We start from the raw sequence: 19,413 nt of genomic DNA on the forward strand, positions 1-19,413 counted from the left end.
CAGTGCGTAGGCAATCGACTGGGGTAAGGCGAGAATCGCACCGCTGAGGCCGACGATCAGGTCCCGCCCGACGCTGGCGCGGGTTTGCCGTGGCAACCAGCTCAGGAAAGGAAAAAGTGAATGGCGGCTGGGTAGGGCCATGGGTCCTCGCGGTTGGGGTTTTGTTCAAGGTTATCAGGGTGTCAGGTGTAAAAGCCCTCACCCTAGCCCTCTCCCTGAGGGAGAGGGGACTGACCGAGCTGTTTGTTGAAGATTCACCGACCTGCGATTTCGGCGTTGAACGCAAGTTTTGATTCAACAGCGATCGGCTCCCTTTCCCCCTCGCCCCCTTAGGGGAGAGGGCTGGGGTGAGGGGGCAAAAATCTCCAGCCGAACGCTATTCCAGCAACCCTGAGATCAAAGCTTGGCCTTCACCGCCACCAACGCATCCTTGCCATCCACGGTCTTCACCCCATCCAGCCACTTGTCCAGCACCGCCGGGTTGGCCTTGATCCATGCCTTCGCCGCTTCGGCATTGCTGATCTTCTTGTTCACCACCTCGGCCATGATGCTGTTCTCCATGTCCTGGGTGAACGCCAGATTGGTCAGCAACTTGCCCACATTCGGGCAGGTCTCGGCGTAGCCCTTGCGGGTCAGGGTGAAAACGTTGCCGGTGTCGCCGAAGTATTTTTCGCCGCCCTTGAGGTAACGCATTTTCAGCTGCACGTTCATCGGGTGCGGGGTCCAGCCGAGGAAGGTGACGAATTTCTGTTTCTTCACCGCCCGCGACACTTCGGCGAGCATCGCCTGTTCGCTGGACTCGATCAGCTTCCACTGGCCCATGTTGAAGTCGTTCTTCTTGATGATTTCCTGCAACGAAATGTTCGCCGGCGCGCCTGATCCGATTCCGTAGATTTTCTTGTCGAACTTGTCGGCAAATTTGTTCAAGTCGGCAAAATCATGCACACCCGCCTCCCAGACATAGTCGGGGACGGCGAGGGTGAATTCGGTGCCTTCGAGGTTTTTGGCCAATTGCGTCACATCGCCGGTAGCGACGAACTTGTCATAGAAGCCCTGCTGCGCCGGCATCCAGTTGCCGAGGAATACGTCCACCTGGCCATCCTTCAAGCCGCCAAAGGTGATCGGCACCGCGAGGGTGTCGACCTTGGCCTTGTAGCCCATGCCGTCGAGCAGAAATCCGGTGATGGCATTGGTCGCGGCGATGTCGCTCCAGCCCGGATCGGCCATTTTCACGGTTTCGCAACTTTGCTCGGCGAAGGCCGAGGCGCTGCTCAATGCGATCAGGCCAACGGTGACAGCTGTGGATAACTTGCGCATGGACTTCCCCTTAACGTTATTGGTTTTGGCAGGGTTGTGGATAACGGGCCTTGCGCTCCAGATCATCAAGGTCGATGTGGTTGCGCATGTACTGCTGACTGGCATCGACCAGTGGCTGGTGATCCCAGCTCTTCAGCTTGCCGATGGTTAACGCATCGGCGACGAAACGGCGTCGGCGCTGGCTGGCCAGTACGTCCCGGTGGATCGCCGGAATGTCCCACTTGGCCCGCGCTTCAGAGAGAAAATCGTCGAACAGCTGACGATGTTGCGGCGATTGGCTCAGCTCCTCCTCTTCGCGCGGATCGTTATCCACATCGAAGAGTAGGCACGGGTCGCTTTCGCTGTAGATAAATTTGTAGGCGCCCCGGCGGATCATCATCAGCGGGCTGACAGTGCCTTCGGCCATGTATTCGCCGAACACCTCGTCATGCCCGCCCTGCCCTTGCAGGTGTGGCAGCAAGGAACGGCCGTCTAATGGCAGGCCCGGCTCAAGCGTGCCACCGGCCAGATCCACGAACGTCGGCAGCAGGTCGGCGGTGGATACGGCGGCGCTGACCCGGCCCGCCTCGAATTGTCCCGGTGCGCTGATCAGCAGCGGCACCCGCGCGGCCATCTCGAACCAGTGCATTTTGTACCAGAGGCCCTTCTCGCCGAGCATGTCGCCATGGTCACCGGAGAAGACGATGATGGTGTCATCGATCAGCCCGGTTTCCTCAAGTGTTTGCACAAGTTTGCCGACATTGGCATCGATATAGCTGCAAGCGCCGAAGTAGGCGCGACGGGCATCGCGGATTTTATCCACAGGCAGCGGCTTGTCCCACAGGTCGTAAACCTTGAGCAGACGTTGCGAGTGCGGATCGAGTTGGTCCTGGTTCAAAGCTGTAGGCAACGGAATATCAGCATCGTCATACAGATCCCAGAAAGCCTTGGGAATCGTGTACGGATCGTGCGGGTGGGTCATCGACACAGTCAGGCAGAATGGCTGGTCGCCGTCCTCGCGGATGTGATCGAACAGGTATTGCTGCGCCTTGAACACCACCTCTTCGTCGAAATCCAGCTGATTGGTGCGCACGCACGGCCCGGCCTGCAATACCGAAGACATGTTGTGATACCAGCTCGGCCTTACGTCCGGCTCGTCCCAGTTCACCGCCCAACCGTAATCGGCAGGATAGATATCGCTGGTCAGGCGTTCTTCATAACCGTGCAATTGGTCCGGCCCACAGAAATGCATCTTGCCCGACAGCGCGGTGCGGTAGCCGAGACGCCGCAGGTAATGCGCGTAAGTGGGAATGTCGGCGGGGAAATCGGCCGCGTTGTCGTAGGCGCCGATCTTGCTCGGCAACTGGCCACTGACCAGGGTGAAACGCGACGGCGCGCACAGCGGGCTGTTGCAATAGGCAGCATCGAACACCACGCCTTGGGCGGCGAGGCGTGACAGATTCGGCAGTTTGATTGGCGATGGGCCGTAGAACGGCAACATTGGCGCGGCCATTTGATCGGCCATGATGAAAAGAATGTTCTTGCGCTTCATGTGATCGCGGCATTCCATGTTGAATATTTATGCGAGAGTGCTGCGATTGAGCATGGATTTCATGCCTGTTCCGGTAAAGCCCGCGCCGGACAATGACTAGGATAAGTACAGCTTATGTATGACGCCCTCGGTGACCTCTCCCTCGATCTGCTGCGCGCTTTTGAAGCGGCGGCCCGCCATCGCAGTTTTACCGCTGCTGCGGTGGAGCTTGGCACCACGCAGCCGGCGATCAGCCAGCAAATGAAACGTCTGGAAGAGCAGCTCGGTACGCGCCTGTTCGACCGGATTTACCGGGGTATCGAGTTGACAGAGGTTGGCGCCCTGTTGTTCGAGCAAGTTACCCTCGGTTTGCAGAATATCGACGCAGGATTGAGCGCAATCAGCACTCAGCAGCAACATGAAGTGCTGCAAGTGGCCACGGATTTCGCTTTCGCCGCTTATTGGCTGATGCCGCGCCTGCACCGCTTTCACGAGGCCAATCCGCATATCGATGTCAGCCTGGTCACCAGCGAGCGCAACCACAACATGCTGCGCACCGACATCGACGTGGCGATCCTGTTTGGCGATGGTCGATTCAAGCAGGGCGAGAGCCACTGGCTGTTCAGCGAAGAGGTGTTCCCGGTGTGCAGTCCGCTGCTGCTCAAGGAGCGTTCATTGCCGCTGCCCGCGCAGGCACTGCTGGAATTTCCGCTGTTGCATCTGCGTGGGGAAAACAGCAGCAACTGGTTCGACTGGAGTGGCTTGTTTCGTCAGTTGGGCCTGACTACGCCGCCAGCGCCGGGGCAATTGCGCTTCGACAATTACACCTTGCTGATTCAAGCGGCGATTGGCGGACAAGGCGTGGCGATTGGCTGGCGGCACCTTGTGGATAACTTGCTGGTGCAGGGTTTGCTGTGCCGGCCGCTGGCGGAAACCACGCTGTCGCGGCTGGGGTATTACGTGGTGTTGCCGCAACGCAAACGTAGGGGGGCGTTGATTCAGGAATTTGTTGATTGGTTAATGGCGGAACAGGCCAGCAGTGCCGAATCGCTCAACGGTCTGGCCCTGCCCTCGATTGCGGTGTGAAGAGCAAAAGGTCGTCGATCGCGGCCCGAGCCTCCGGACGATCTTTTACGAATCAGAAGCCGCCACAAAATTCACATGCTGCCCCACATGCAGGTTCAACCGCAGCTCGTCGGCGATGCCCACCGCGACACGGTTCAAGCGTTCCAGCGGTTCGGCCAGCCCCGGTTCGAGATTGCCGCCGACCTGACTGAAGTGCTCGATGGTCAATCCGGCCACGCCATGGGGCGCATTGACCAAGGTCCAGCGCAGTGAGCTGCTTTGTACCGCCTCGAGGATTTCTTCGGCAGCGTGACGTTGCAGACGCTCGTCATTGTCAGGCTCGTCGAGCACACCGAAGTTGCCGACCAGAAACAGGCGCGGCACGCTGGCCAGTTGCAAACCTTCGACCAAGGCGTCGACTGCCAGCACTTGTTCCACCGGCCCCAGCGTCACCGAGCGCTCAACGTGGTCGCTGCTGAACGGCAACCCCGGAGCGTCCAGCAGGCAGATCACCGCCGAGCTTCCGGCGACGCTTTGATTGACCCGCTCGGCATCGAACAGATCGCCGGTCTTGGTGCGCAACCCCGGACGCGGCGCAAGTGCGGTGAGATCGTCGAGAATGGCGATGACTTCGTGTTGGCGACGCAGCAATTCAGCCATCAATGCACCGCCCAAGCTGGCCATGGCACCATAAAGCACCACTTTGACCACTGGGGTCTCGGCATTTTTCATGGCTGTTTTCCTTATAGTTGTCCTATATGACCTGTGACGGTGGAAACAGCCAAGGGTTCGAACCGATTGAGAGGCGACACGATGCAAGGGATCAAGGGCTATCACGCCCATGTCTATTTCGACGCGCAAACCATCGACCAGGCGCGGGCCTTGTGCGAACAGGCCGCGCAGTTGTTTGCGCTGAAAATGGGCCGCGTGCACGAACGCCCGGTGGGGCCCCATCCCGACTGGAGCTGCCAACTGGCTTTCGGTCCCGAGCTGATCGGCGAAGTGCTGCCATGGCTGGCGCTCAACCGCAAGGGCCTGGTGGTATTCCTGCATCCGGAGACTGGCGATGACTTGCTTGACCACACCGAACACGCGATCTGGATGGGCGCGGTGCGGCCGCTGAATCTGTCGATTTTTTAACCAGATGCTGACGCTGAACTGATAACGGATATGTCCAGACTGCCAGCCAGCGCTGACTGTCCGTTTATCCGCATCGCTACCAACCCCGTATTCATTGGCTGTCGTTGCATCCGACCGCCGGTTGATCATTCATTGATCGCTTTCGCTCGCGAAAGGTAGCTGAAAGCTTCCCCGATTAGGATCGCCCCACTCCCGGCAACAGACCGGTTGGCCCAAGCCCTGTGTTTGTTCCACAGGCCCGGCCCAATTAACAACAACAATGGTGATTTTGATGTCTTCTGCAACCCGCCGTTTCTCCCGCTTCCTGCTGGTCACTCCGCCCGTACGCCTCGCGCCTGCCGTTCTGCGCTGATCCCGCCCGATCCGCTCATTCCATTAGCCGCGCTACGCCTGGAGTATTCCCATGCTGACTTTCCTTGGCTTCGCCATGGTCATCACGTTCATGTTCCTGATCATGACCAAGCGCCTGTCCGCGCTGATCGCCCTGATCATCATCCCGATCCTGTTCGCGCTGTTCGGTGGTTTCGCGCCGAAGATCGGCCCGATGATGCTTGAAGGCATCACCAAACTGGCGCCGACCGGCGTGATGTTGATGTTCGCCATTCTGTATTTCGCCCTGATGATCGACTCCGGCCTGTTCGACCCGGCCGTGCGCAAGATCCTCAAACTGGTCAAGGGCGACCCGTTGAAAGTTTCGGTCGGCACCGCCGTTCTGGCGCTCGTCGTTTCCCTCGATGGTGACGGCGCGACCACTTACATGATCTGTGTGGCCGCCATGCTGCCGCTGTACAGCCGCATCGGCATGAGCCCGCGGATCATGGCCGGTCTGATCATCCTCGCCGGTGGCGTGATGAACATGACCCCGTGGGGCGGCCCGACCGCCCGCGCGGCGAGTGCCCTGCATGTCGATCCGTCGGACATTTTCGTACCGATGATCCCGGCCATGGCCGCCGGTGTCTTGGCGATCCTGGTGATTGCCTACTTCTACGGCAAGCGTGAGCGTGCCCGTCTCGGCGAGCTGCATCTGGTCGGCGACGAGATCGATCACAGTGAAATCAGCGTCTCGCAATTCCCTGACGCACGCCGTCCGAAGCTGATCTGGTTCAACGCCGCACTGACTTTCGGCCTGATGTGCACGCTGATCGGTGGCCTGTTGCCGCTGCCGGTGCTGTTCATGGTGGCGTTCAGTATCGCCATGATCGTCAACTACCCATGCCTGCAAATGCAGAAAGATCGTGTCGCGGCGCATTCCGGCAGCGTGCTGGCAGTGGTCGGGCTGATCTTTGCGGCGGGTATCTTCACCGGTATCCTGTCGGGCACCGGCATGGTCGATGCGATGTCGAAGAGCCTGTTGGCGGTGATTCCGGATTTCCTCGGCCCGTACCTGGCGGTGATCACGGCACTGGTGAGCATGCCGTTCACCTTCTTCATGTCCAACGATGCGTTCTATTACGGTGTATTGCCGGTGCTGACCGAAGCGGCCAGCCACTATGGGATCACTGCGGTGGAAATGGCCCGTGCCTCGATCGTCGGCCAGCCCGTCCACTTGCTGAGCCCGTTGGTGCCGTCGACCTATCTGTTGGTGGCGCTGGCCGGCATCGATTTCGGTGATCACCAGCGTTTCACCCTGAAATGGGCGATCCTGGTGTGCATCTGCATTCTGATTGCTGCACTGCTGTTGGGGACTTTCCCGATGTTCAGCACTCTATAAGCCCAAGACTCACCGTTACGGGTCCGGCTTCGCGGTTTGAAGCCCGGACCTTTTTCGGTTCAACAATTGCTCAAAGGAATACACATGGATTGGCTGACCAACCCCGAAATCTGGGTTGCCTTCTTTACCCTGACCGCCCTGGAAATCGTCCTCGGTATCGATAACATCATCATGATTTCGATCCTGGTCAGCCGCATGCCCAAACACATGCAGCAGCGCACGCGGATCTTCGGTCTTGGCCTGGCCATGGTCACGCGGATCCTGTTGCTGCTGTCGATCACCTGGGTCATGCGCCTCACTGCCGATCTTTTCGAAGTGTTCGGCCAGGGCATCTCCGGGCGCGACCTGATCCTGTTCTTCGGTGGCCTGTTCCTGTTGTGGAAGAGTTCGCAGGAGATGTACCACGCGCTGGAAGGCGAAGACGAAAGCGACGACGCGCCGTCGGGCAAGGGCGGCAACTTCCTGTACACCATCATCCAGATCGCGATCATCGATATCGTCTTCTCGCTGGACTCGGTGATCACCGCCGTCGGCATGGTCTCCCACGTTCCGGTCATGGTCGCGGCGATCGTCGTGGCAGTGCTGGTGATGATGCTGGCCTCGGGCAAGATCAGCGAATTCATCGACAAGCACCCGTCGCTGAAAATGCTCGCCCTGTCCTTCCTGCTGGTGGTCGGTACCGTGCTGATCGCCGAATCGTTCGACGTGCACGTGCCAAAAGGCTACGTCTACTTCGCCATGGCGTTCTCGCTGGCGGTGGAAGCGATCAACATCAAACTGCGCGGCGCGATGGCCAAGAAGAGACAGCAGCAGGATCCGGTGAAACTGCGCAAGGATGTTCCGGGCCAGTAACCGGGTAATCCAGACGCAGGCAATACCCCTGTGGGAGCGAGCCTGCTCGCGAAAACGGAGTGTCAGTCGACAACCATGTTGGCTGATCCCCCGCTTTCGCGAGCAGGCTCGCTCCCACATTTGTTTGTGCAGCATTCAGGCACCGCGGACCCTGTGGGAGCTGGCAAGCCAGCTCCCACAGGGGCGGCGTCGATTTAAGTGGGAGTGTATGAAGCGCTTCTCATGACACTTTTGTTTCAATCCACTCTTTAGCTGTGCAATGCTGGCGCCGAGGCCGTTCGCCAACTACAGCTTAAGTATCAAGAACGTAGAAACCGCGCGGTGCCGTCCACTTGCCCCTCTGGGGCGCTGCTACTACAGGGGGTCTGCATGCTCACCCTGCTCAATCTGTTGTCCGCCGTCGCCCTGTTGATCTGGGGCACGCACATCGTCCGAACCGGCATCCTGCGGGTTTATGGCACCAATCTGCGACATGTCATCGGCCAGAACATGTCGAAGAAATGGCTGGCGTTCATCGCCGGTATTCTCGTCACCGCCATGGTGCAGAGCAGCAACGCTACGGCGATGCTGGTCACTTCGTTTGTCGGGCAAGGTCTGATGGCGCTGACCCCGGCGCTGGCGACCATGCTGGGCGCCGATGTCGGTACCGCGTTGATGGCGCGGGTGCTGACCCTCGATCTGTCGTGGCTGTCGCCGCTGCTGATTTTCCTCGGGGTGATTTTCTTTCTGTCGCGCAAACAGACGCGGCTCGGGCAGATGGGCCGGGTGTCGATTGGTCTCGGGCTGATCATTCTCGCCCTGCAATTGATCGTCGAGGCCGCCGCGCCGATTACGCACGCTCAAGGGGTGAAGGTGATTTTTGCCTCGCTGACCGGCGACATCCTCCTCGATGCCCTGGTCGGCGCACTGTTTGCGATGATTTCCTACTCCAGCCTCGCCGCCGTGCTGCTCACCGCCACGCTGGCCGGGGCTGCGGTGATCAGCTTGCCGGTGGCGATCGGTCTGGTGATCGGCGCCAACATCGGCAGCGGCATCCTTGCCTTCATGAGCACCAGCATGCAGAACGCCGCCGGCCGCCAGGTTGCGCTGGGCAGTCTGTTGTACAAACTGATCGGCCTGCTGCTGATCATCCCGGTGCTCGACCCGCTGGTGCACTGGATCGACAGCCTTGATTTCAGCCCGCAGGAAATGGTCATCGGCTTCCACCTGCTCTACAACACCGCGCGCTGCCTGATCCTGCTGCCCAGCGTCGGGCCGATGGCGCGGCTTTGTGCGTGGCTGCTGCCAGAGCGGCCGGAGGTCAACGGCACCGCCAAGCCGCGCCATCTCGACCCGACCGCGCTGGTCACGCCGAGCCTGGCGCTGGCCAATGCCGCGCGGGAAACCCTGCGCATGGGCGATCTGCTCGACAACATGCTCGACGCCTCCCTCGACGTGCTGCGCGGCAAGCAGACCGCCGTCACCCAGGAGATGCGCCGCCTGACCGATGACGTCGAAGCGCTGTACAGCGCGATCAAGCTTTATCTGGCGCAGATGCCCCGCGAGGATCTCGGCGAGCAGGACAGTCGGCGCTGGGCCGAGATCATCGAACTGGCGATCAACCTGAAGCTCGCCGCCGACCTGATCGAGCGAATGCTGCGCAAGATCCAGCAGCAGAAGACTTCGCAGCGTCGTTCGTTTTCCGAAGAAGGCCTGGAAGATCTTGCCGGGCTGCAACAGCAACTGATCGCCAACCTGCGCCTGGGCCTGTCGGTGTTTCTCAGTGGCGACCGCGAGAGCGCGCGGCAGCTGCTGCGGGAGAAACGCCGCTTTCGTGCGCAGGAACGGCGTCTGGCCCACGCACATGTCAGCCGTTTGCAACGCAAGATCGTGCAGAGCCTGGAGACCAGCTCGCTGCATCTGGAGTTGATCGCCGACATGAAACGGCTCAATTCGCTGTTCTGCAGCAGCGCTTATGTCGTGCTGGAAACGGCGGACACCGGCGCGCTGGCGGTGGATGACATGGCCGACATTACGCATTCGCCTTGAACGTCTGGGGCTGGGGCCAGTCAGTTAAAGTGGTTCAGCCTTGAGACCGTCATCGCTGGCAAAGCCAGCTCCCACAGGGTTTTGTGAGCGCCGCAGATCCTTGTGGGAGCTGGCTTGCCAGCGATGGGGCCTGACTGACGACACGGATCTCCAAATCAGCCGTATGGAAGCCTGTTATGCGTTGCCTGTTGTTCGCCTGTCTGTTGCTCGGTTCCCTGCCCGCCTTTGCCCTGGATCGGTTTCAGGTCGAAGGCTATGCGCTGCCCAACGGTTTGCAACTGATGCTCAAACCCGGCACCGAACGCGGGCATGTGGCGATCCGGCTGGTGGTCGGCGTCGGCCTCGATGATTTTGGCTGCGACGAAAAAGAGCTGCCGCATTTGCTCGAACACCTGCTGTTCAGCGGTATCGACGCCACCGGCGAAGGCGGTCTGGAAGAACGCATGCAGGCGCTGGGCGGGGACTGGAATGCGTTCACCAGCAATGCCGACACCACGTTCGTCATCGAAGCCCCGGCGAAAAACCAGCGCAAGGTGCTCGACCTGCTGCTCGCGCTGCTGACCCAGACACGCATCGACGACAACGCAATCAACGCGGCGAAACGGGTGGTCGAGCGTGAGGACGGCGGGCATTACACAAGGCTGCAACGTTTCCTCGACCGTCAGGACCTCGGTCATACCGCGAGCAATCAACTGGCTGTCGAGCTGGGACTGAAATGCCCGCAGCGTGCCGAAGTCGGCCATCTGACCCAGGAGCAATTGGAGAAGGTGCGCAAAGCCTGGTACGCGCCGAACAACATGACCCTGATCGTCGTCGGCGAACTCGACAAACTGCTGCCAGCCTATCTCGAGCGTACCTGGGGTGAGCTGGAGCCGGTCGAGCCTACCGAACACCGCGCGCTGCCGAACATCCGCACCAGCGCCGCCCATGAGCGCACCCTCACCCGTGGCTTTGTCGGCGACAGCGCCAAGCTGCACTGGCTGGTGCCGGAACCGGTGCTCGACGATCAGTACGATCAGACGTTCGACATTCTCAAGGATTACCTCGACTGGGCGCTGTACCGGCAGATTCGTCTCAACCATGGCTTGTCGTACGGGCCGTGGGCCGAGCGTGAAGTGTTCGGCGGTGTCGGTTTCATGAGCCTCAACGCTGACCTGGATCGCGATGACGTCGACGAAGCCATTCAAGTGCTTGAAGACCTCAAGGCCGACCTGCTGAAAAACGGCCTCGACCCGAGCACCTTTGCCCGGATCAAACAAGCCGCCATTGCTCACCAGGCCTGGGCCGTGCAGGGCAACAGCGCACTGGCCGACTATTACTGGAGCGCGTTGGCCGACTATCAGGATGGCCGCTTTGCCAATCCCGCGCGGGAGTTGCAAGGGGTGACGCTGGAAGCGGCGAACAAGGCGATGCGCGAGCTGCTGTTGCAGCCGGGGTATATCCGGATCGAGAAGCCGTTGATCAGTGATGATCAGGTGTTGTGGCTGGTCGCTGGTGGAATCGGATTGTTGCTGCTGATCGTGATCGGCTGGCGCCTGCATCGTCGCCACAAAATTGCCGGAAGCCATTAATCCTGTGGTGAGTGAGCACCTGTGGCGAGGGGATTTATCCCCGATGGGCTGCGCAGCAGCCCCAATAAGGGCAGCTCTGTATAGCCAGACAAAATTCGCTTGCAGGCTCTGCGACGGCGGCGCCGCCGTTCGGGGATAAATCCCCTCGCCACAGGGGGCATGCAGCGTTAACCTTTCCGGGATTTTCCCCCTATCGTCGTGAACCGCCAAAATGCCAAAACTGACCCTCCTTATCCAGCGCCTTCTCGAGCTGATGAAGCGCTACCCCGGGTTGATCGCGGCGGGTGGTTTCATTTCCGGGGTCGGCAGTTTCATCCTCGTCGATCGCCAACAGGGGCTGGCCAGCTGGATCACGGTGATCATGCTGCTCAGCTGGATCTGGCTGATGCTGGAAAACACCCTCACCGGCCTGTTCACGAGAATCTTTAAACGCGAGATTCCCCAGCCGCTGCTGCGCTACGCGACGCAGATGATCCATCAGGAAAGCCTGTTTTTCGTTCTGCCGTTCTTCTTCATCACCACCACGTGGAACAGCGGCCAGTTTGTCTTCACCGGCCTGCTCAGCGTTGCTGCACTGATCTCTATCGTCGATCCGCTGTACTACAAATGGCTGGCGCCACGGCGCTGGGCGTTTCTCGCGCTGCACACCCTGACCCTGTTCGCCGCCCTGCTCACTGCGCTGCCGGTGATCATGCACCTGACCACCGCGCAGAGTTTCAAATGGGCGCTGGGGATTGCCGTGCTGCTTTCGTTCCCGAGCCTGGCGTCGATCTTCCCGATTCGCACCCTGCGCAACGCCCTGGCGATTCTGTTCATCACAGTCGGCATCGGCGGCGTCGGTTGGGCGCTGCGTTCGTGGGTGCCACCGGCAACGCTGTGGATGACCGACGTAGCGATCAGCACGCAGCTGCAGGATCGCACCCCCGGCGCCAGCCTCGAAACCGTCAGCGCCGAGCAGATCCGCAGCGGCGGGCTCTACGCCTACACTGCGATCAACGCGCCGCGCGGTCTCGACGAGCGGATTTATCACGTGTGGACCTTCAACGGCAAAGAGGTCGACCGCATCGCCCTCGACATCCATGGCGGGCGCAAGGAAGGCTACCGGGCGTGGACGCACAAGCAGAATTTCCCCGGCAACCCGGCGGGCAAGTGGCAGGTGCGGGTGCTGACCGAGGACGGGCAGTTGATCGGCGTGCTGCGTTTCGCAATTACCGACAGCACACCGGCCAAAGAAAAGTAATCCGGTTCGTGCTATTACGTAGGATCTCGTAACGGCCGTACAAGCACGGAGCTTATGACCAGCAGCCCAACCCCCGGCAGTGCCCACCTGGACACCGCGTTCAGCCCTGCCCGCCTGCGGGTCAGCGGCGACTGGACGCTCGCCCACTACACCGCGCTCAAGCATCTGAGCGAAAAGCTCCGCGGCCAGTACGACGCCAACACTTCCATCGATCTGAACGGCCTCGGTGCCCTCGACACCGCCGGCGCCTCGTTGCTGGTCGAGCTGCTCGGTTCCGAGCGCTTGGGCAAAACCGCCGAACACCCCGATTGCACCCTTTCAACTGCCGACCGCGCCTTGCTGCAAACCGTGTACTGCTCGCTGAGCGATTTCTGCGTGCCGATCAAGGAGCCGGAAATCAGCGTCAGCGTGCAACTGCTGACGCGCATTGGCCGCGCGGTGGACAAGGTCTGGACCGACACGCTGCAACTGCTCGGCTTCGTCGGCCTGATCCTTGAAGTCATCGCCCGTGGTCTGTTGCGGCCCAAGCGCTGGCGCATCACACCGATGATCGCGCACATCGAGCAGACCGGCCTCGATGCCGCGCCGATCGTGGCCTTGCTGACGTTTCTAGTCGGCGCGGTGGTGGCGTTTCTTGGCGCCACAGTGCTGGCCAGTTTCGGCGCGACGATTTTTACCGTGGATCTGGTCGGCTTCTCGTTCCTGCGCGAATTCGGCGTGCTGCTCACGGCGATCCTGATGGCCGGGCGCACCGCCAGTGCTTTTACCGCACAGATCGGCTCGATGAAGGCCAACGAAGAAATCGACGCGATCCGTACTCTCGGCCTCGACCCGATCGAATTGCTGGTGGTGCCGCGCGTGCTGGCGCTGCTGGTGGCGCTGCCGATGCTGACGTTTCTGGCGATGCTCTCGGGGATCGTCGGCGGCGGTGTGGTCTGCGCGGTGTCGCTGGACATCTCGCCGGCAATGTTCCTGTCGCTGCTGCAATCGGACATCGGCATTCAGCATTTTCTGGTCGGGCTGGTGAAGGCGCCGATCTTCGCCTTCCTGATCGCGGCAATTGGTTGCCTGGAAGGTTTCAAGGTCAGCGGCAGCGCCGAATCGGTCGGCGCGCACACCACCTCCAGCGTGGTGCAGTCGATTTTCGTGGTGATCGTGCTCGATGCGGTGGCTGCGCTGTTTTTCATGGAGATGGGCTGGTGAGTCGTCTACCCCGCGCGCCCTCGGAGGCGGTGATCGAAGTCCGTGGCCTGTGCAATCGCTTCGGCCCGCAGAGCGTGCACGAAAGGCTTGATCTGGACGTGTACAAAGGCGAAATCCTCGCCGTGGTCGGTGGCTCCGGTACCGGTAAATCGGTGCTGCTGCGCAGCATTGTCGGGCTGAATCGGCCCAGCGAGGGCATGGTCAAGGTCTTCGGCCAGAACCTGCCGAATCTGCCCGAGCATGAACGCTCGCTGATCGAAAGGCGCTTCGGTGTGTTGTTCCAGAAAGGCGCGCTGTTTTCCTCGCTGACCGTGACCGAGAACGTCGCCCTGCCCCTTATCGAGCACGCCGGCCTCAGCCGTCACGACGCCGAGCATCTGGCGGCGGTGAAACTGGCGCTGGCCGGGCTGCCGTTGTCGGCGGCGGACAAATACCCGGCGTCGCTGTCCGGCGGCATGATCAAGCGTGCGGCGCTGGCGCGGGCCCTGGCGCTGGATCCGGACATTCTGTTTCTCGACGAACCCACCGCCGGCCTCGATCCGATTGGCGCGGCGCAGTTCGATCAATTGATCCTGACCCTGCGTGATGCGTTGGGTCTGAGTGTGTTTCTGGTCACCCACGACCTCGACACGTTGTACACCATCACCGATCGCGTGGCGGTGCTGGCGCAGAAGAAAGTGCTGGTTGCCGGCCCTATCGACGACGTCTCGGAAACCGCCGACGCGTGGATTCACGAATACTTCCACGGCCCGCGCGGCCGCTCGGCGCTGGACGCCGCCAAATTGCTCAACGAGGTCTGATATGGAAACCCGAGCCCATCATGTGTTGATCGGCCTGTTCACGGTGATCGTCGTGGCCGGCGCCCTGCTCTTCGGCCTGTTTTTGGCCAAATCCAGCGTCGACACCGAGTTCAAGGATTACGAAGTGGTGTTCAACGAGGCGGTCAGCGGTCTGTCCAAGGGCAGCTCGGTGCAGTACAGCGGGATCAAGGTCGGTGACGTGGTCAGCCTGCGCCTCGACCCGCAGGACCCGCGCCGGGTGCTGGCGCGGATTCGTCTGGCGGGCGACACGCCGGTCAAGGAAGACACCCAGGCCAAACTGGCACTGACCGGCATTACTGGCACGTCGATCATTCAGCTCAGCGGCGGCACACCCGAGAGCCCGAAACTGCGCGGGCATGACGGCAAGCTGCCAACTCTGGTCGCCTCGCCCTCGCCTATCTCGCGTCTGCTCAACGACAGCAGCGACTTGATGACCGGCATCAGCGCCCTGCTGCAAAACGCCAACCACATGTTCTCCGCGGAAAACGTCGAGCGCGTGAGCAAGACCCTCGCCCATCTGGAACAGACCACCGGCACCATCAACGACCAGCGCGGCGACATCAAACAAGCCATGCAGCAACTGGCGACCGTCGGCAAACAGGCCGGCAGCATGCTCGAGCAGACCTCACTGCTGATGCGCAACGCCAACGGCCTGCTTAACGATCAGGGCAAGCAGGCCTTGGGCAGTGCCGAACAGGCGATGAAGTCGCTGGAGCAAAGCAGCGTGACCATCAACGGCTTGCTCAGCAAAAACCAGAATTCGCTGGATAACGGCATGCAGGGCCTCAACGGCCTGGCCCCGGCGATTCGCGAACTGCGCGAGACGCTGACCTCGCTGCGCGCCATTTCCCAACGCCTCGAGGCCAACCCCAGCGGCTACCTGCTGGGCAGCGACAAGAACAAGGAATTCACCCCATGAAGCTGACTCGAATCGCCCTGCTCGGCGCTGGCCTGACCCTCATCGGCGCGTGCTCGATCTTGCCCAAGTCGGAACCTTCGGATGTCTACCGCCTGCCCGCCGCCCAAGCGCCCGCCTCGGCCAGCCCGGCGGCGACGCAATCGTGGTCGCTGCGCTTGAATAAATTGCAGGCCAGCGAAGCACTGAACCGGCCGAGCATTGCCGTTATCCCGCAGGGCGATGTGATCAGCAGCTACAAGGGCTCGCGCTGGAGTGATCCGGCGCCGGTGCTGCTGCGCAATCGCCTGCTCGATGGATTTCAGCGTGACGGCAGAGTGACGTTGCTGAGCACCGACGACAGCAACTTCCAGGCGGATCTGGAACTGGGCGGCAGTTTGCAGGCGTTTCAGACGGAATATCAGGGCACCCAGGCCGGCGTTGTGGTGCGGATCGATGCGCTGTTGGTACGTGGTTATGACCAGCGAATTCTCGCCAGCCGCCGCTTCGAAGAGCGTCAACCGTTAAATGAAGTGCAGGTGCCAGCGGTGGTGGCCGGGTTTGGCCAGGCCAGTGATCGCCTTACGGCCAAGGTCGTCGCCTGGGCTGTGGAGCAAGGCCAGAAACTGGCCCCCCAAAGGCCTTAAGCCCAACACAATCCCTGTGGGAGCGAGCCTGCTCGCGAAAGCGGTGTATCAGTCACTTAAGCGTTGACTGACACTCCGTCTTCGCGAGCAGGCTCGCTCCCACATGGGAATTTTGCTCAGCCGAAGAACCAGTAGCAGACCCCGATAGCGCCCACCACTCCGGCAAACTCCGCCAGCAACGCACACCCCACCGCGTGCCGTGCGCGCTGAATGCCCACCGCGCCGAAGTACACCGCCAGCACATAGAACGTAGTTTCGGTACTGCCCTGCACCGTCGCCGCGACCAGCGCCGGGAAGCTGTCGACGCCGGAAGTCTGCATGGTCTCGATCAGCATCGCCCGTGCGGCGCTGCCGGAGAACGGTTTGACCATCGCCGTCGGCAGCGCATCGACGAAGCGCGTGTCCCAGCCGGCCCACTCGACCAGATAGCGAATACCGTCCAGGCCGAAATCCAGCGCACCAGACGCGCGCAATACGCCAACCGCACAGAGCATCGCCACCAGATACGGCAGCAGGTTTTTCGCCACATCGAAGCCTTCTTTCGCGCCTTCGACGAACGCTTCGTACACCTTGACCTTACGCAGCGCGCCGATCAGCAAAAACAGCATGATCAAGCCGAACAGCGTGAGATTGCCGAGGATCGACGACAATCCCGCCAGCGCTGTCGCGGAAAGCGTGCCGAGCAGGGCCATGAAGCCGCCAAGGATCAGCGCGCCGGGCAGCAGATAGGCGAGCACCACCGGGTCCCAGATGCGCAGGCGTTGCATGAAGGCTACGGAAAGGAAACCGACAATGGTCGAGCAACTGGTCGCCAGCAGAATCGGCAGGAACACCAGCGTCGGATCCGGCGCGCCTTGCTGGGCGCGGTACATGAAGATGGTCACGGGCAGCAGGGTCAGCGACGAGGCATTGAGCACCAGAAACAGAATCTGCGCGTTGCTGGCGATGGTGGCGCTGGGGTTCAGCTCCTGCAGCGCTTTCATGGCTTTCAGGCCGATCGGCGTGGCGGCGTTGTCCAGGCCCAGACCGTTGGCGGCGAAATTCAGCGTGATCAGGCCAAGGGCAGGGTGGCCGGGCGGGACTTCCGGCATCAGCCGCAGAAACAGCGGGCCGAGGACCTTGGCCAGCCACTCGACGATCCCGGCCTTTTCGGCGATGCGCAGAAAGCCCAGCCACAGGGTGAGGGTGCCGAACAGCAGCACCATGACTTCGACCGACAGCTTGGCCATGGCGAAAATGCTTTCCACCATCGCCGCGAAGATCCCGGCGTTGCCGCCGATCAGCCACTGCGCCAGCGCCGACACGGCTGCCACGATGAAGAAGCCAAGCCACAGGCCATTAAGCATCAGTCAAATCCCCCGAAGAATGCGGCGAATGATAGCGGGGTCGTCAGAAACGACAAACCCCGGATTGCTCCGGGGTTTGTCTGGATCTGCTGCCACCGATTCACCGGGTGACGCCAATCTACTGTAGGAGCTGCCGAAGGCTGCGATCTTTTGATTTTGTTTTTTAAAAGCAAGATCAATAGATCGCAGCCTCCGGCAGCTCCTACAGGATTTCGCTTTAGTTCTTGGAAATCTCGCCAGCCGGCAGTTTTTCCTTGCTGCGCCAGTGCGGCAGGGAGTTCCAGTAGCGCTCGCCCTTGGCGTCGTCGTACATGCCTTCCCAGCGCGCGATAACCAGCACCGCCAGAGCATTACCGATCACGTTCAGTGCGGTACGCGCCATGTCCATGATGCGGTCGACACCGGCGATGAATGCCAGGCCTTCCAGCGGGATGCCAACGCTGCCCAAGGTTGCCAGCAGCACCACGAAAGACACGCCCGGTACGCCGGCGATACCTTTGGAGGTGACCATCAGCGTCAACACCAGCAGCAGTTGCTGGCTGATCGACAGGTCGATGCCATACAGCTGGGCAATGAAGATCGCCGCGATCGACTGGTACAGGGTCGAGCCGTCGAGGTTGAACGAGTAACCGGTCGGTACCACGAAGCTGCAGATGGCTTTCGGCGCGCCGTAGGCTTCCATTTTCTCGATGACACGTGGCAGCACGGTTTCCGAGGAGGCGGTGGAGTAGGCCAGTACCAGCTCATCCTTGAAGATGCGCATCAGCTTGAGCACCGAGAAGCCGAACAGCTTGGCGATCAGGCCCAGCACGACGAAGGCGAAGAAGGCGATGGCGACGTAAACCAGGATCACCAGTTTCGCCAGCGGCAGCAGCGAGGCGAAGCCGAAGTTGGCCACGGTCACCGCGATCAGTGCGAACACGCCGATCGGGGCGTAGTTCATGATCATGTGGGTGACCTTGAACATGCTTTCCGAAACGCCCTGGAACATCTTCACCAGCGGCTCGCGCAGGTCCGACTGCAGGCTCGACAGGCCGAGACCGAACAGCACGGAGAAGAAGATGATCGGCAGCATTTCGCCGCGAGCCATGGCCGCGAAGATGTTCGACGGGATCAGGTTGAGGATGGTTTCGATGAATGCATGTTCATGCTGCACTTCGGCGGCGGTCGCCTGATACTTGGAGATATCCACCGTGCCCAGGGTGCTCATGTCGATGCCGGTGCCCGGATGGAACACGTTGGCCAGCACCAGGCCGACGACGATGGCGATGGTGGTGACGATCTCGAAATAGATGATCGTCTTCAGGCCGATACGCCCGAGCTTCTTGGCGTCGCCGACGCCAGCGATGCCGACGATCAGCGAGGAAATGACGATCGGGATCACGATCATCTTGATCAGACGGATAAAGATATCGCCTGCCGGTTGCAGGACGTTGCTGATCCACCAGGCCTTTTCGGCACTGAAGTGGTTGAGCAACGCACCAATTGCAATCCCCAGAATCAGACCGATGAGGATCTGCCAGGCGAGGCTGATTTTTGCCTTCTTCATTATCTTTACCCTTACTTGCGTTTGACTCAGGCACATGCAGGAACTGGAACGCTCATCAGCGGAAAAGTCTGTGCATCTGCCTCCGTATAAGGTGCCCCGAAGCGAGTGTTTACGGCTCTTCGGCGGGCGAAAAAAGGCGCAACTATTCCGATGCAAGGTGGCGCCGTCTAATGCCGTAAACGCCTACCCTATGCCTAATCGGCATGAGCTTTTTCATTTGAAACTGGCGTCCCAAGCGGTTCGATTGTGACATTTGTGCCGGCATAAGTGCCGTGAACCGGCCGTTACAGCGTGGCCTGGTTAAATTTTTGCACAGGCAAAACCGGCGGAAATTTCCGGAAAAAGTCTGAATCGCAAGACTAGAAGTCACACGGAACGAGCGCGATCTTTGTCGATATACGGTCGCCAGGAAACACCGCGAAATGTTTTCCTCGCAGTGTCGACGATTGAAAAAAGGAATTTGGCGTGCTGGATCAATGTTTTAGCGGATTCAAAGCCCAGCGCAGATTCGTCAGACC

General features: G+C 60.6%; 16 protein-coding genes. 11 read left to right on the forward strand and 5 right to left on the reverse strand.

The genetic code is table 11. From position 1 onward, the window contains the following. Window positions 1-396: 396 nt before the first annotated feature. Entirely contained in the window at window positions 397-1,317 is a 921-nt protein-coding gene (choX, locus tag OC605_RS24055; RefSeq protein ID WP_262139940.1) for a choline ABC transporter substrate-binding protein, read from the reverse strand. A 16-nt stretch (window positions 1,318-1,333) separates the two neighbouring features. After that, window positions 1,334-2,848 (reverse strand): choline-sulfatase, encoded by a 1,515-nt coding sequence (gene betC / locus OC605_RS24060; protein ID WP_262139942.1) that lies wholly within the window; start codon window positions 2,846-2,848, stop codon window positions 1,334-1,336. 114 nt (window positions 2,849-2,962) lie between these two features. Here betC and OC605_RS24065 point away from each other — a divergent pair, with 114 nt between their 5' ends. Then, window positions 2,963-3,913, forward strand: a complete 951-nt coding sequence (locus tag OC605_RS24065; protein ID WP_016772368.1) for a choline sulfate utilization transcriptional regulator — start codon at window positions 2,963-2,965, stop codon at window positions 3,911-3,913. A 45-nt stretch (window positions 3,914-3,958) separates the two neighbouring features. Here OC605_RS24065 and OC605_RS24070 read toward each other — a convergent pair whose 3' ends face one another. Beyond that, window positions 3,959-4,624 (reverse strand): NAD(P)-dependent oxidoreductase, encoded by a 666-nt coding sequence (locus OC605_RS24070; protein WP_041476500.1) that lies wholly within the window; start codon window positions 4,622-4,624, stop codon window positions 3,959-3,961. An 81-nt stretch (window positions 4,625-4,705) separates the two neighbouring features. On the opposite strand from OC605_RS24070, the gene OC605_RS24075 reads away from it, so the two are divergent. The 10 genes from OC605_RS24075 (at window position 4,706) to OC605_RS24120 (ending at window position 16,000) form a co-directional block, all read left to right on the forward strand. Beyond that, window positions 4,706-5,032 (forward strand): DOPA 4,5-dioxygenase family protein, encoded by a 327-nt coding sequence (locus OC605_RS24075; protein ID WP_217879091.1) that lies wholly within the window; start codon window positions 4,706-4,708, stop codon window positions 5,030-5,032. Between the two features lie 403 nt (window positions 5,033-5,435). After that, on the forward strand, window positions 5,436-6,743 hold the full coding sequence (locus OC605_RS24080) for a CitMHS family transporter (protein ID WP_016772365.1): 1,308 nt from the start codon (window positions 5,436-5,438) through the stop codon (window positions 6,741-6,743). 84 nt (window positions 6,744-6,827) lie between these two features. Beyond that, entirely contained in the window at window positions 6,828-7,595 is a 768-nt protein-coding gene (locus OC605_RS24085) for a TerC family protein (protein ID WP_122698793.1), read from the forward strand. Window positions 7,596-7,964: 369 nt separating this feature from the next. Continuing rightward, a complete protein-coding gene (locus tag OC605_RS24090; protein WP_133335438.1) occupies window positions 7,965-9,623 on the forward strand; it encodes a Na/Pi cotransporter family protein in 1,659 nt (552 codons plus the stop codon). A 176-nt stretch (window positions 9,624-9,799) separates the two neighbouring features. Then, complete coding sequence (locus OC605_RS24095; protein ID WP_262139948.1) at window positions 9,800-11,194, forward strand: M16 family metallopeptidase; 1,395 nt, start codon at window positions 9,800-9,802, stop codon at window positions 11,192-11,194. A gap of 211 nt (window positions 11,195-11,405) precedes the next feature. Next, window positions 11,406-12,434, forward strand: coding sequence for a DUF2914 domain-containing protein (locus OC605_RS24100; RefSeq protein ID WP_262139950.1), 1,029 nt, complete (start codon window positions 11,406-11,408; stop codon window positions 12,432-12,434). Window positions 12,435-12,488: 54 nt separating this feature from the next. Next, complete coding sequence (locus OC605_RS24105; protein WP_071173944.1) at window positions 12,489-13,637, forward strand: ABC transporter permease; 1,149 nt, start codon at window positions 12,489-12,491, stop codon at window positions 13,635-13,637. Continuing rightward, the gene (locus OC605_RS24110; RefSeq protein ID WP_262139952.1) at window positions 13,634-14,437 is read left to right on the forward strand and encodes an ABC transporter ATP-binding protein; all 804 of its coding nucleotides are present in this window, start codon (window positions 13,634-13,636) and stop codon (window positions 14,435-14,437) included. The genes OC605_RS24105 and OC605_RS24110 overlap by 4 nt, the downstream gene beginning before the upstream one ends. Window position 14,438: 1 nt before the next feature. Continuing rightward, the gene (locus OC605_RS24115) at window positions 14,439-15,377 is read left to right on the forward strand and encodes an MlaD family protein (RefSeq protein ID WP_016772359.1); all 939 of its coding nucleotides are present in this window, start codon (window positions 14,439-14,441) and stop codon (window positions 15,375-15,377) included. Continuing rightward, entirely contained in the window at window positions 15,374-16,000 is a 627-nt protein-coding gene (locus tag OC605_RS24120) for an ABC-type transport auxiliary lipoprotein family protein (RefSeq protein ID WP_262139954.1), read from the forward strand. Before OC605_RS24115 ends, OC605_RS24120 begins: the two co-directional genes overlap by 4 nt. Before the next feature lie 116 nt (window positions 16,001-16,116). Here the strand turns inward: OC605_RS24120 and OC605_RS24125 are convergent, their stop codons facing one another. Both OC605_RS24125 and gltP read right to left on the reverse strand, forming a co-directional pair. Continuing rightward, window positions 16,117-17,346, reverse strand: coding sequence for a nucleoside recognition domain-containing protein (locus OC605_RS24125; RefSeq protein ID WP_262139956.1), 1,230 nt, complete (start codon window positions 17,344-17,346; stop codon window positions 16,117-16,119). A gap of 217 nt (window positions 17,347-17,563) precedes the next feature. Next, complete coding sequence (gene gltP / locus OC605_RS24130) at window positions 17,564-18,895, reverse strand: glutamate/aspartate:proton symporter GltP (RefSeq protein ID WP_024014978.1); 1,332 nt, start codon at window positions 18,893-18,895, stop codon at window positions 17,564-17,566. Window positions 18,896-19,413: the final 518 nt, after the last annotated feature.

The organism is Pseudomonas sp. Marseille-Q5117 (assembly GCF_946901175.1).
GTDB classification, from domain to species: domain Bacteria; phylum Pseudomonadota; class Gammaproteobacteria; order Pseudomonadales; family Pseudomonadaceae; genus Aquipseudomonas; species Aquipseudomonas iranensis.

Excerpts from the sequence above, each read along its gene's own strand:
- OC605_RS24100 (WP_262139950.1), top strand. The coding sequence starts at position 11,406 with ATGCCAAAACTGACCCTCCTTATCCAGCGCCTTCTCGAGCTGATGAAG.
- OC605_RS24125 (WP_262139956.1), bottom strand. The coding sequence starts at position 17,346 with ATGCTTAATGGCCTGTGGCTTGGCTTCTTCATCGTGGCAGCCGTGTCG.
- OC605_RS24120 (WP_262139954.1), top strand. The coding sequence starts at position 15,374 with ATGAAGCTGACTCGAATCGCCCTGCTCGGCGCTGGCCTGACCCTCATC.
- choX (WP_262139940.1), bottom strand. The coding sequence starts at position 1,317 with ATGCGCAAGTTATCCACAGCTGTCACCGTTGGCCTGATCGCATTGAGC.
- OC605_RS24075 (WP_217879091.1), top strand. The coding sequence starts at position 4,706 with ATGCAAGGGATCAAGGGCTATCACGCCCATGTCTATTTCGACGCGCAA.
- OC605_RS24090 (WP_133335438.1), top strand. The coding sequence starts at position 7,965 with ATGCTCACCCTGCTCAATCTGTTGTCCGCCGTCGCCCTGTTGATCTGG.
- OC605_RS24080 (WP_016772365.1), top strand. The coding sequence starts at position 5,436 with ATGCTGACTTTCCTTGGCTTCGCCATGGTCATCACGTTCATGTTCCTG.
- OC605_RS24095 (WP_262139948.1), top strand. The coding sequence starts at position 9,800 with ATGCGTTGCCTGTTGTTCGCCTGTCTGTTGCTCGGTTCCCTGCCCGCC.
- OC605_RS24105 (WP_071173944.1), top strand. The coding sequence starts at position 12,489 with ATGACCAGCAGCCCAACCCCCGGCAGTGCCCACCTGGACACCGCGTTC.
- OC605_RS24070 (WP_041476500.1), bottom strand. The coding sequence starts at position 4,624 with ATGAAAAATGCCGAGACCCCAGTGGTCAAAGTGGTGCTTTATGGTGCC.
- OC605_RS24115 (WP_016772359.1), top strand. The coding sequence starts at position 14,439 with ATGGAAACCCGAGCCCATCATGTGTTGATCGGCCTGTTCACGGTGATC.
- gltP (WP_024014978.1), bottom strand. The coding sequence starts at position 18,895 with ATGAAGAAGGCAAAAATCAGCCTCGCCTGGCAGATCCTCATCGGTCTG.
- betC (WP_262139942.1), bottom strand. The coding sequence starts at position 2,848 with ATGAAGCGCAAGAACATTCTTTTCATCATGGCCGATCAAATGGCCGCG.
- OC605_RS24085 (WP_122698793.1), top strand. The coding sequence starts at position 6,828 with ATGGATTGGCTGACCAACCCCGAAATCTGGGTTGCCTTCTTTACCCTG.
- OC605_RS24065 (WP_016772368.1), top strand. The coding sequence starts at position 2,963 with ATGTATGACGCCCTCGGTGACCTCTCCCTCGATCTGCTGCGCGCTTTT.